Here is a 12,836-nt window from a genome sequence, read left to right as displayed (position 1 = left end):
CTGCCTACCCGCTACTTTTTCTTTAGCCTGTCACGACAACGCCACCATCAATGACAAGGGCTTGGCTGGTCATCATACGGCTGGCTTTGGATGCCAAAAACAGTGTTGCATCAATAATATCGTCCGGTTCCAGATGCTCCTTCAGACACTGACGACCCAGATGGGCTTTCAGATCTTCCGGCGTTGCCCAGAGGTCTTTCTGTCGCTGTGTGAGGACCCAGCCCGGCATCAGAGCGTTGACGCGGATGTTGTCTGGTCCCAACTCACGCGCCAAAGCTCTGGTCAGACCAGTGATGGCTGCTTTGGACGTTTCATAAGCCGGATAGCCTGCGTTGCCCATCATGTAGGAGATGGATGAGAAGTTGATGATGGAACCACCACCAGCCGCTTTCATGCCTGCGGCGGCAGCCTGAGCGGTAAAGAAATGAGGGCGCAAATTCACGTGCATAGATGCATCCCATTGATCTACCGTGAATTCTTCAAGGGTGTGGCGAGTATCGTTTGCAGCATTGTTCACCAGCACGGTAATCGGACCATGGGCCTTTTCCGCCTGTTTGATGGAGGTCTGAAGAGCATCAACATCGGTGACATCACACTTGATGAACAAAGGTGCGACACCGTGCTTTTCCTTCATCTGCTCGGCAAATTCTGAAGCATCAGAGCGCTGTACAAAGGCGACTTTAGCGCCCTGTTGCATGAAGCCATCAGTGAGGCTTGCGCCGATCCCTGCTCCGCCGCCAGTGATGAATACACTTGCGTCCTTCAGATCATGAAAAATAACGTTCCCAGACATTTATTCCCCCAGGGAGTGCTTGGCACTCATCTTTGATATATCAGAATATACATAAGCGGCAGCCTCGTTTCAGGCAACCGCTTATGTCATCGCATTCTTCTAATTGGCAGCGCTCTTGCTATGCAGTTTCAAGCACTTGCTTCTGCGTCCAGGCTGGCAACCAGTCTTTGTGCGTTCCTAAAAGCTCATCCACCATGGCCCAGATTTGGTCCAGATCCAACTCCGCAGCGGTGTGCGGATCAAGCATTGCGGCGTGATAGATATGCTCGCGCTTTTCCGTCATGAGCGCCTCAACGGTCAGCTCCTGCGGGCCAATGTTTGTACGCATCAGAGCAGCCAATTGTGCTGGCAATTTTCCAATGTACGTTGGCTGGATGCCGTTGCGATCCACAAGACACGGCACTTCTACCGCGCAATCCTGTGGCAGTGAGGTGATGTAGCCTTTGTTTTGTACGTTGCCGTAAATAACTGCTGGCTCACCGGTCCAGATGGAGTTCATGATGGTTGAGGCGTATTCATGGCTGCGCTCTACTTCAATGCTCTCTGCATTTTTGTAGTCTTCCACCTGAGACTTCCAGCGTTCAATTTGCTCTACACAACGGACCGGGTATTCGTCGAGCGGGATGGAGAACTTCTCCAGCAGGTCCGGGCGATCACGTTTGATAAACCACGGAACATACTCAGCAAAATGTTCTGAGCTCTCCGTTACGAAATGGCCAAGACGGGTTAACATCTCGTAGCGCACTACGTTTTGACAGCGTGGGTTCCATGTGGATGGTTTCGGATAGCGACCTTCGCGGTAGCCTTTGATCAGCCTTGGAGTGAGATCCTCGAATGTGCCGTCTTCCTTGATCTCTTCCAGATACTGATAGAACGCCATGTGATTGATGCCTGCACATCTAAAGCGGATTTTTGCAGGATCGATATCAAGGTCGTGCGCCAGCTCTTTGACAGTGCCCTGAACAGAATGGCAGAGGCCTACCTGTTTGATTTGTGGGTACTTTTGCGCGATGGCCCAGGTGTTGATCGCCATTGGATTCACGTATTGAAGCATGACCGCATCCGGGCATACTTTGAGTATATCTTCGCAGATGCTCCAGAGGTGTGGAACGGTGCGCAGGCCGCGCATGATGCCGCCGATACCGAGAGTGTCGGCGATGGTCTGGCGGAGGCCGTATTTCTTGGGAATTTCGAAGTCTGTGACCGTGCACGGCTCGAAGCCACCAATCTGGAAAGCAACGACTACAAAGTCAGTAGAATCAAGCGCTTCCATCTGATTGGTGTGCGTTGAAACTGTTGCGCTCACTCCCAGCGTCGAAATCAGTTTACGCGCTACAATCTCAGATTCACCAAGGCGTTCCTCGTTGATATCCATCAGAGCGACATGTGCTCCGGAGAGCGCTGAACGCTGCAGAATATCACCGATGATGTTCTTCATAAACGTGGTGGAACCGGCACCAATAAAGGTGATTTTGGGGTTTCGGGCCATGCTTTTCTCCCATTTTCTGAAGAGCTCGCCAGCACTTCAGATTGCATAGTTCTTGAGGGGATAACCGGAAAGCCTTGAGACGGGCGTCTCTGAGCTGTCCTTTGATGAAAAACTATGGATCAGCGCCTCTCTTTTCTTCCTGTTTTCTATTCTAAATTTCCGGAAACCACGGCAATTCTGGCTCTGTTTTGTATTATTGACTCCAAAATCGCACGTATTGGCTACGCTATTGCCTCTTTGGCCGATGCAAGCCGAGAAGAGATAAACCCGTTATTCTCCAAAATTTTAGCCGTTTTGAAGAGGTATTCTTCGCCGCAACGCGGGCCGATGAGCTGGATACCGATTGGAATACCATCATGGTGATCATGAGTGGGGATACTCATGGCCGGAAGGTCAAAAAAGTTTACAGAGCCGAGGTAGGTGTTTGTTTTTGCTATCTCATTAAGGCTCTCAACGGATTTGATATCCGCACCTGCCTCAAATGCGTTTTTTGTGCAAACGGGTGAAAGGATTACGGGATATTTGCGTTGAAATTGGTCAATCAGGCGATGGTAGTGCGATCTTGCTGCCAAAGCCTGCGCATAGCTGTGATAGTCCATGGGCGGTACCAATTGCGTGTAGTACTCAAATATTGCCTGTAGTTGCTCTGAGCCAAAACGGTCGATCACGTTCTCCTTCTGGAGTGCGACTTCGGTGATCAAAAGCGATGTGTAGTGTGTGTAGGCTTCTTCGATAAAATCAATGCTGGTATTATCCACCTTGTACCCCTGCTGCGCCAGTACCTCGCCTGCTTGCTTCAGAGCTTCATTGATTTTCGGGTCTGCATCCGGTGGTGTGATGAGTGCGACCCTGTTTGGGAAGATCTTATCCTCAACCATATCCGGCAGTGACCATGTATCCAGATCGGAATGGCCTTTCATCACATCGTAAGCGAGTTTGAGATCATCAAGCGAGCGTGCGAGTGGTCCTTGTGCCGAAGACAACTGGATGGTGATTGGGCGTTCTGCAGCTCCGGTGGCATTATAAAACGGTATGCGCCCATGAGAGGGGCGCAAGCCGAGCACACCGCAGCAAAAGGCTGGCAGGCGTATGGAACCACTGAGGTCGGACCCATGGGCGATGTATCCAACGCCAGCTGCCAGTGAGCTCCCTGCTCCACCGCTTGAACCGCCCGGTGTTCGGGACGCATTCCACGGATTGAGGGTCTGGCCGAACAAAGTGTTGTCCGTATGAAAGCGCCATGACATTTCTGGTGTGTTTGTGCGCCCAATCGGAATTGCTCCTGCCTGTTTCAATCTCTGGACAAGAGGAGCATCCTGCTTAGCAATCAGGCCCGCAAATGCTTTCACACCGTTGTTTGTGGAGGCGCCAGCCTGATCGATGTTTTCTTTGATGGTGACGGGAATGCCGTGGAGTGGACCTAACGGCTCACCGCGCTGCACCGCCTGGTCTGCCTGCTCTGCTGCCTGACGGGCCTGATCATCAAAGCGGGTGGTGATGGCATTCAGATGCGCGGTTTCATCAATGCGCGTCAGATGCTGCTCTATCACCTCACTGCATGTGATCTGCTTGTCACGGATTGCTTGAGAAACTTCGATTGCCGTCATTTTGAAGATATTTTCAATCATTTACGGGTTCCTCAGCTTACAAGAAAGAGTGAGAGATCAGGCAGGAAGGTAACGAGCAGCAGCACGCAGAGCATGATCAGGACAAATGGAATGACTGACCTTGTGACAGTCCAGAAGCTTTCCCTGAACGCCTGGGAAGCAACCACGAGATTGATGCCGACAGGTGGTGTCAGCAGACCAATCTCCAGATTGATGATCATGATCACACCCAGATGCACTGGATTGATGCCGTAGATTGTTGCCACGGGGAGCAGAATTGGCGCCATGATCAGCAGTGCAGAGATGATTTCCATAAAGAACCCAACCATCAGCAGAAGGATGTTGAGGCCGATCAGGAACATCCATTTTTCGTCCACGTGCGCGGACAGCCATTCTGCCAGTTGGCTTGGAACTTGCTCAGTGGTCAGCACCATGTTCAAAGTTGCGGCGATCGCAAGAATTGGGAGCAAGCCGCCGAGCATCTGGGTTGTGTGAATGACAGCATCCCAGAGCTGGGCCAGTGTGAGCTCTTTATAAATGAACAGCTCGACAACGAGCGCATAGGCCAAGGCGATGGCAGCACTTTCTGTGGCTGTGAAGTATCCGGAGTAAATGCCCCCAAGCAGAATGACTGGCATAAGCAGGGACCAAATTCCGTTGGTGATTGCACTGCCTGCTGCGCTCACGTCAAAGCCTGTGCGCGGGATCGTTCTGTTGGCCCAGGCTGAATAGATCGCCAAAGCGATGGTGAGTAAAAGTCCTGGAATGACGCCCGCCAGAAACATGTCAGTGATCGAGGTTTCTGTGACCAGACCGTAGATGATCATCGGAATGCTTGGCGGGATGACGACACCGAGTGTGCCTGCACTCGATAGCGCACCCAGAGAATAACTGGTGGAGTACCCCTGCTCTCGCAGTGCCGGGTAAAGTACAGACCCAACCGCCAGCAGCGTAACCATGGAGGAGCCCGAGATTGCAGCAAAAAAAGCGCAGGAAAGGATTGTTGCTACGCCGAGACCTCCTGACAAAGATCCAGTCATTGCTTTCAGGACTGTGACGAGCCGCTCCGCAATGGCACCGCGGCTCATGATGGAGCCGCAGAGCAAGAATACGGGAATGGACAGAAGCGCTTCGCGATCCAGCGCGGCCCAAAAGTCCTCCGCCATGAACATCAGCTCGCCATCGCTATAAAGAAGCTGTACTGCCCCGCCGAGCACCATCAAGATTACGATGAGGTTCTGCCGCAAGATCAGCATCACCAGAACAGCGAGTGTGAGAAGGAGCGCATAGGTCATGCCGCATCTGCCTCTTCTGGTTTTAAAGAGGGCGACAGCGCAAAGCCGAAATATCTGAGGGCGTTGGAGCAGAAGGCGTAGGGCATGATGGACTGAAACCACCAGAGCGGCCAATCCACCACGGGCACCAGGAACCCGATTTCATAGGAGGACTGCACGAGCCCAAACGAGACATAACCCGCGAGCAGGAAGAGAGCGCCGCTCAAGACGTCTCCCAGCCGCTGCAGAAGGTTTTGCCAAACTGCCGGTAATAGCTGGTCAGTGATCTTGGGGCGGATGTGGTTGCCGGTGGATGTTGCAAGGCCAAGGCCCAGCATGCCAGCAAAAATGGCTGCAAACAGCGCGATCTTGCTGCTGTGCATCAATGAGAGATCAAAAAACTCTCGTGCAACGACATCCGCTAGCATGGCTAACACCACGATGATGTAGGCCAGAGCAGCAAGTGTCGCTTCAAATCGGTACAGCAGCTGGAAAAATCGCTTCATGCAAATTGAAAAGAGCCCTCAAAATGTAGTGGGCTCTTCCTTTCAGGTGTCATGGGATCAAAGCACACAGGCTTTCTTTGCCTCTAGAATCTTAGGCCAGACTTCTTGTGCCTGCCCGCCGATTGAGCTCACCAGTTGCTCACGCAATGGCAGGACAGCTGTTTTCCATTCTTCGCGTTGCTCGGTTGAAAGCTTATGGACGTGCCCGCCCTTTTCCTGAAAACCTGCGAGCATGTCCTTTGCCATGGAGCGGACTTCATCTCGAAGACCCTGGACAGGCACCAGAGCGTTTGTGATGCTGTCCTGTTCGTTCTTACTCAACTTTTTCCAAGTGCGCATGCTCATGACCAGTGCTCCGGACTGGTGAAGGTGCGCGGAGAGTGTGAGATGGGGAGCCATCTTGCCCATGCCCATGGCCACGTAGGTCATGGCTGGCAGTGTTCCGCCTTCCACCATGCCGGTTTGCAGTGCAGACGGCGTTTCGGCAAGTGGCAGAACGACACCGTTTGCGCCCATACCCTGCCAGAAGTTGACCGAGTATTTGGCAGGTGCTGCACGCACTTTCACGCCTTTCACATCACCAGGAGCCAGAAATGGTTTTTTGCCGAAGGTATGAATCCAGCCCAGCTCATTCCATTGCAGGAACTTGAAACCCTTTTTCTCAAAGAGAGGTTCAAAAACAGGCGTCAGGTGTTTGTCCATTGCGCAATCAATTTGCGCATAGCTGTCCCACAGGAACGGAACACCCATGAGAGCCATTTCCGGGACAACCGTGGAAAACGCCGTCATGGAGCTGCCGAGAATATCGATCCGCCCGCGAATGGCTTTTTGGACCATAACCGGTTCTGTACCGAGTTGACCTGCATGAAATAATTTCGCGCTTATTGCCCCGTCTGAGTTGGCCGATATTTTGCTCGCAATGGCCTCCACATGGTTGACCCATGGAGTACCTAAAGGCGCACTGGTTGCAATTTTAAGCTCTTTGGCAGCCTGTGCCACGCCCACAAATGCAGTGAATGAAAAGGCCACCCCCAGCAATAATTCGCGTAATTTCATAGTCCCCCCAATATGTTCCCAAATCACACATGCATTCTGCTATTATCAGTGGCCCCAAGCCAAGAGATGTTATAGTTTGGCAACACAATTATCATTATCAAAAACAGAACTTATCGTCTAGTTTGAGTGTAAAATGAAATCTTATAAGCCAAAACAAAAACGAGGCTATGAGGCGGAGCAGAATTTCCTGCAAGCTGCAAAAACGATTTTTGCCAAAGAGGGTGTAGCGCGGGCGAGGGTTTCAGACATTGTTCAACTTGCGGGTTCGTCTACGGGTAATTTCTACTTTCGCTTCAAGAACAAGGAAATGTTGTTCGAGCGCCTTTTTGAGATTTACGAGGAGCATGCTCAACGCCTTATTCAGGATCTGCAGGATCCCCTCGGCTCGCTTGAGAGTACTATCTACTTTGTGACAGCTCTGAATCACAAACTGCTGCAGGAGAATGTTGGCCTGTATCGCGCCGCTCATGAGATCTCAGCAAAGGAGCCTGAGACCTGGAAGCGCTTCCAGCAGCTGACCATCATGACAGCAGAGCGTATTCTTGAACTCAGCGCCCCTTATAAGGACCAGATTCCATTTGAGGACTGGGAGATGCAGGTGCGTCAGACGGTTCAGCTCATTACCGGGTTCACCGCCAATCAAGCCATTCGCAATGCCGGCCCTGCCCGTTTTGGGTCGCAGGCCATGGTTGATATGCTTTTCATGGCAGCAATAGGCTCACTTGGCCTTGCTCCTCCTAGGGATTTTGAAGAGGAAAAAGAAAAAATCCATAAGATATTGAATGATGAACGATATTCCTAAAGCGTAAGCTGAAAGAATATTCTAATATACGCGTATAGGTTTTAATTTTGGGAGGAATTATGACTGATACACTTAGTGCTCCAACCTGGACACCTACTGTATTCACCAAGCCAATTGATGTGAACGGTTACAGGTCTGTGATCGAGATATTTGAAGAGGCCAATGGCCGATTTGCAGACAATGTCGCCTTCACCAATTTTGGCCAGTCACTTACATTTAAAGACGTTGATGAGAAGTCTCGCGCAGTTGCTGCCTATTTGCAGAATGAGCTGGGCCTGAAGAAAGGCGACCGCGTCGCCATTATGCTGCCAAATATTCTGGCGTTTCCGGTTATCATGTTCGGCATATTGCGCGCCGGACTGGTGCAGGTGAACGTCAACCCTATGTACACACCGCGCGAGCTGAAGCACCAGCTCAACGATGCGGACACCGATACGATCTTTATTTTCTCGGGCTCCAGCCCGACGCTTGCAGAGGTTGTTGCGGATACACCAATCAAAAATGTGGTGATTGCGAATGTAGGTGATGCGTCTGGGGTGGACATGCCCTCACCGCCTCCACACGAGATGTTTGCAGACCGCCTGACAGTCTCAGATGTTCTTGAAAAAGGTGAGCAGCTGGACTTTACACCGCCGCAGATTAATCCGAGTGATCTGATTTACCTGCAGTATACGGGCGGCACCACGGGCCTTTCTAAAGGCGCTGCGCTGAGCCATGGCAATCTGGTTGCCAATATCGCACAGTTTGATGCGGCGACAGACGGGTTTATGCGGGCTGGTGAGGAGATCGTGATTACGGCGCTGCCGCTCTATCATATCTTCGCGTTGATGGTGAATTGCGTGTCATTTTACTGGTTGGGATCCCGCAATGTGCTGATCACCAATCCACGCGATATGCCGGGGTTTGTTGAAGAACTCAAGAAGTGGAAGTTCAGCGTGATCACCGGGGTGAACACGCTTTTCAATGGCCTGCTGCATACCCCGGGCTTTGATGAGCTGGACTTCAGCAACTACAAATTTGCCATGGGTGGTGGATCAGCCATTCAGCGGGCAATTTCGGATAAGTGGAAACAGGTTACCGGTCACCACATCATTGAAGGGTATGGCCTGAGTGAAACCTCGCCCATCCTTTCTGTGAACCCGTTTGACAGCACCGAGTTTACCGAGACAGTTGGCCAGTCCATGCCAAAGACTGAGATCAAACTGCTGGATGCGGAGGACAATGAAGTTCCGCTTGGCCAGCCGGGTGAGCTTTGTGCACGCGGGCCGCAAATCATGCAGGGATACTGGCGCAAACCGGAGGCAACCGCTGCGGTGATGACGCCGGACGGGTTCTTCCGTACCGGTGACATTGCGATCATGGACAAGCGCAACAACTTCAAGATCGTTGACCGCAAGAAAGACATGGTGCTTGTGTCTGGCTTCAACGTCTATCCTGCAGAGGTCGAGGCTGTGATAGCTGAGATCAAGGGTGTGGTTGAAGTGGCTGTTGCAGGTACCTCTGACGAGCGGACTGGCGAAGCGGTGAAAGCGTTTGTTGTGCGCAACAACGAGGACGTTACGCCAGAAGCCGTGCAGGATTACTGCCATAATGCGATGGCGGCTTATAAGGTGCCGAAATACGTGGAGTTTCTGGAAGAGCTTCCGAAATCGACCGTGGGTAAGATTTTGCGCCGGGAATTGCGAGAGAAATAAGTTTTCACCAGAAGACATAAAAAGAGCCGCAGTTTGATCGCTGCGGCTTTTTTCGTTTCATCCGATCCAGATGCGCGTTAGGCGCCTTCCACGATGATGATGTTGGCAATGCCAGCGTTTTCACGATGCTTTTTGGCCGCCTGATACTCTTCGCTGTTGTAACACGCCATTGCGGTTTCCATGTCGGCAAACTCGATCACCACGTTGCGGGGATGGTTTGTGCCTTCCAGATCCTCAAACTTGCCGCCGCGGGCCAGAACGTTGGCACTGTACTTTTTGAATGCAGCAGAAGCTCCGTCTGCGTAGAGCTTGTAGGGCTCAGGATCTGTGACTGTGACGTGAGCGACCCAATAGGCTTTTGGCATTTTCTCTTCCTTTGAAACAGGAAGAAGCGGCGCATGATACGCCGCCCCTTCTTCTCGTTATTTAGTGTGTGTTTGCCTGTTACTTGTTCAGGATTTTCGCCAGAATTAGGTAGGCGATACCTGCCACGAACAGACCAACGAACCATGCATAGGTGTAGATGGTTGCGAACAGTGGTGAGGCTGGACCGGAAAGACCTACACCTGCCAGGAACCCTGGAAGGTTTGGCAGGATACCGATGATCAGCGCAAGCACGCCTGCCCAGTTCCAGCCGTTTGAGCCGGAATAGATGCCGTTGTGCTTGAACAGGTCTTCCACGTTGAGTTTGGTTTTGCGCAGCAGGTAGTAGTCTGCCAGCATAATTCCCGCGATTGGACCCAGCAGTGCAGAGTATGCAATCAACCAGCCAATGATGTGGTTCACGAGGATCCATGGGAACATCACCAGACCGATAGCTGCTGTGATGTAGCCACCTGTACGCAGGTTGATGGACTTAGGTGCCAGGTTGGAGAACCCATGTGCCGGAGCCACAACGTTTGCTGCCAGGTTGGTGGTGAGCGTTGCAACGATGAGTGCGAACAGAGCGATGATAATGCTCATGCCGCCCATTTTCTCAGCAAGTACAATTGGATCCCAGATTGGCTCACCGAAGATCACCACAGTTGCGGAGGTTACCGCAGAGGCGATGAACGCAAACAACGCCATTGGGATTGGAAGGCCAACAGCCTGCCCCATGAACTGGTCTTTCTGGCTCTTTGCATAGCGCGTAAAGTCCGGAATGTTCAGTGCAAGGGTTGCCCAGAAGCCGACCATACCTGTAAGGCTTGGCCAGAAGACGGACCAGAACTGGCCTTCTTTGGGCTGACCTTCAGCAAACTGGCTTGGAGTGGAGAGCATCGCGCCGAAACCACCCGCATTGACATAAGCCCATGCCAGCAGTGCCAGACCCATTGCGAGCAGGAATGGTGCTGCATAAGTTTCCAGCCAACGGATGGATTCTGTACCGTTTTTGATAAAGTACAGGTGCAGCGCCCAAAACGCCATGAAGCAGGCAAACTGGCCTGCATTGATGCCCAGAATTGGGAGCGGGTCACCTGTCAGCGCTCCACTCATGAGCGTGTTCAGGATCACGTAGATCGCGGAACCGCCAACCCATGTCTGAATACCGAACCAGCCACAAGCCACGATACCACGGGCGACTGCTGGAAATTTTGCACCAGCTGGACCGAAGGACGAGCGCAGCAGAACCGGGAACGGAATACCGTACTTGGTGCCTGCATGGCCGATCAGAACCATTGGAATGAGAACGATTGCGTTGGCAAGCAGGATCGTCATGACCGCCTGATCCCAACTCATGCCTGCGCCAATCAGATAGGACGCGAGCAGATACGTTGGGATACAGACCACCATACCGACCCAGAGCGCGGAGATGGAAACCCAGTTCCATGTACGAGCTACTGCAGCGGTTGGCAGCTGATCTTCGTTGTAAAGATCACCGTCGATTCCGACGAGTTCCTGATGGATAATACCAAACTCGTCCGGGACGACATTCCCGGTTGAGCCTAGAGTTGAATCCGACATCGAGTAATTCCCCCTCAGATTAAAAGCAGCAGATCCCCTCTAAAAATACTACTGCGTTTAATGACCAGCCCGCGTACCCCACGCGGACCTGATGGCATATCGCAGTGCTTTTCAGCTCCGCGACATGCTCTAAATTGTTGCTTTCGAGCGCATCTTGTTACGAAAGCCAGTGCCCTCTTTTCGGAGATGCGCCTTTTGCTCTGTATGTCGGCTTATACGCCTGCTGGCATCAATTCTGGCCGGCGCTCAACTTTGCGCGGCGCTGTGATTTCCTTCCACTTGGACAGAGCGGCGCCGACCGGAGCATTTGGCTCGCGACCAACGAATTCACCGTGACCTGGTTCGGTTTTAACCGTGCTTTCCTCAATCGCGACTTTGCCGCGGGTGAGTGTGAAGCGTGGCAGACCGACCACTTCCCTGCCTTCAAACACGTTGTATTCGACGCAGGACTGCTGATTTGCAGCAGTGATTGTTTTTGAGCGGTTAGGATCCCAGACAACAATGTCGGCATCCGCCCCTTCAAGAATTGCACCTTTTTTAGGATACATATTCAGGATCTTGGCGATATTGGTGGAAGTGACAGCTACGAACTCGTTCATGGTCAGGCGGCCTGTGCGCACACCGGTTGACCAGAGCATTGGCATGCGATCTTCCAAACCGCCTGTACCGTTCGGGATCTTGGTAAAGTCGCCAACACCAAAGCGTTTCTGCTCCAATGTGAAGGCGCAGTGGTCAGTTGCGACCACCTGCAATGAGCCGGACTGCAAGCCTGCCCAAAGGCTATCCTGATGCTGTTTATTGCGGAACGGAGGCGACATGACGCGCTGTGCGGCGTGGTCCCAATTCGGGTTGGCGTACTCACTGTCATCCAGTGTCAGGTGCTGAATGAGTGGCTCCCCATACACACGCATGCCTTTTTGACGGGCGCGGCGAATGGCTTCATGGGCCTGCTCACAGCTTGTATGCACGATGTAGAGTGGCACACCAGCCATATCCGCAATCATGATTGCACGGTTGGCTGCCTCACCCTCCACTTCCGGCGGACGGGAGTAGGCATGCGCTTCCGGGCCGTTGTTACCTTCTGCCAACAGTTTTTGCTGCATGGTGGCGACTACATCACCGTTTTCAGCATGGACAAGTGGCATTGCGCCGAGGGCAGCACACCGCTGGAAGGATGCGAACATTTCGTCATCATCCACCATCAAGGCGCCTTTGTAGGCCATGAAGTGCTTGAAGGTGTTGATGCCACGATCCACCACTTCCTGCATCTCATTGAAGACTTGCTCGCCCCACCATGTAACAGCCATGTGGTAGGAGTAATCCGAGCATGCTGCGCCGGACTTCTGCTGCCAGATGGCAAGCGCTTCCATCATGGACTGGCCGGGGGATGGCAGACAGAAGTCCACCACCATAGTTGTGCCGCCAGCAAGGCCAGCTCTTGTTCCGATCTCGAAGTTGTCTGCAGAATGCGTTCCCATGAACGGCATTTCCAAATGCACGTGCGGGTCAATCCCGCCCGGCATGACATAACAGCCAGTGGCATCCAGCGTTTCATCACCGGAAAGGTTCTCACCGATTTCTATGATCTTGCCACCGTCAACCAGCACATCAGACTTGTAGGTTCTATCGGCAGTTACAATCGTGCCGCCTTTGATAACTTTAGACATATTG

11 protein-coding genes are annotated in these 12,836 nt (G+C 52.4%); 2 read left to right on the top strand and 9 right to left on the bottom strand.

Translation table 11 applies throughout. The features are described from left to right. Positions 1-22: 22 nt before the first annotated feature. The 6 genes from PsW64_RS20775 to dctP form a co-directional block, all read right to left on the bottom strand. Positions 23-793, bottom strand: coding sequence for an SDR family NAD(P)-dependent oxidoreductase (locus PsW64_RS20775; protein WP_063304805.1), 771 nt, complete (start codon positions 791-793; stop codon positions 23-25). Between the two features lie 118 nt (positions 794-911). After that, on the bottom strand, positions 912-2,282 hold the full coding sequence (gene melA / locus PsW64_RS20770; RefSeq protein ID WP_063304804.1) for an alpha-glucosidase/alpha-galactosidase: 1,371 nt from the start codon (positions 2,280-2,282) through the stop codon (positions 912-914). A gap of 221 nt (positions 2,283-2,503) precedes the next feature. Next, positions 2,504-3,910, bottom strand: a complete 1,407-nt coding sequence (locus PsW64_RS20765) for an amidase (protein ID WP_063304803.1) — start codon at positions 3,908-3,910, stop codon at positions 2,504-2,506. An 11-nt stretch (positions 3,911-3,921) separates the two neighbouring features. After that, a complete protein-coding gene (locus PsW64_RS20760; protein WP_063304802.1) occupies positions 3,922-5,184 on the bottom strand; it encodes a TRAP transporter large permease in 1,263 nt (420 codons plus the stop codon). Continuing rightward, on the bottom strand, positions 5,181-5,669 hold the full coding sequence (locus PsW64_RS20755; protein ID WP_057465310.1) for a TRAP transporter small permease: 489 nt from the start codon (positions 5,667-5,669) through the stop codon (positions 5,181-5,183). Before PsW64_RS20755 ends, PsW64_RS20760 begins: the two co-directional genes overlap by 4 nt. A gap of 57 nt (positions 5,670-5,726) precedes the next feature. Further along, positions 5,727-6,725, bottom strand: coding sequence for a TRAP transporter substrate-binding protein DctP (dctP, locus tag PsW64_RS20750; RefSeq protein WP_063304801.1), 999 nt, complete (start codon positions 6,723-6,725; stop codon positions 5,727-5,729). Positions 6,726-6,858: 133 nt separating this feature from the next. Between dctP and PsW64_RS20745 the strand changes: the two genes are divergently transcribed. Both PsW64_RS20745 and PsW64_RS20740 read left to right on the top strand, forming a co-directional pair. Then, on the top strand, positions 6,859-7,527 hold the full coding sequence (locus PsW64_RS20745; RefSeq protein WP_063304800.1) for a TetR/AcrR family transcriptional regulator: 669 nt from the start codon (positions 6,859-6,861) through the stop codon (positions 7,525-7,527). 59 nt (positions 7,528-7,586) lie between these two features. Beyond that, positions 7,587-9,221 carry an AMP-binding protein gene (locus PsW64_RS20740; RefSeq protein ID WP_063304799.1) on the top strand — a complete coding sequence of 545 codons (1,635 nt, stop codon included), beginning with the start codon at positions 7,587-7,589 and terminating at the stop codon, positions 9,219-9,221. Positions 9,222-9,298: 77 nt separating this feature from the next. On the opposite strand, the gene PsW64_RS20735 is transcribed toward PsW64_RS20740, so the two are convergent. From PsW64_RS20735 to hydA, 3 genes are all read right to left on the bottom strand, one after another. Further along, positions 9,299-9,586: a DUF1330 domain-containing protein gene (locus PsW64_RS20735; RefSeq protein ID WP_057465313.1), complete on the bottom strand. Its 288-nt coding sequence runs from the start codon at positions 9,584-9,586 to the stop codon at positions 9,299-9,301. Positions 9,587-9,665: 79 nt separating this feature from the next. Further along, the gene (locus PsW64_RS20730; protein WP_063304798.1) at positions 9,666-11,165 is read right to left on the bottom strand and encodes an NCS1 family nucleobase:cation symporter-1; all 1,500 of its coding nucleotides are present in this window, start codon (positions 11,163-11,165) and stop codon (positions 9,666-9,668) included. A 212-nt stretch (positions 11,166-11,377) separates the two neighbouring features. Continuing rightward, entirely contained in the window at positions 11,378-12,832 is a 1,455-nt protein-coding gene (gene hydA / locus PsW64_RS20725; protein ID WP_057465314.1) for a dihydropyrimidinase, read from the bottom strand. Between the last annotated feature and the right edge of the window lie 4 nt (positions 12,833-12,836).

The sequence above is a fragment of the Pseudovibrio sp. W64 genome (genome assembly GCF_001623145.1).
GTDB lineage: Bacteria > Pseudomonadota > Alphaproteobacteria > Rhizobiales > Stappiaceae > Pseudovibrio.
This window is presented reverse-complemented; position numbering and strand designations above follow the sequence as displayed.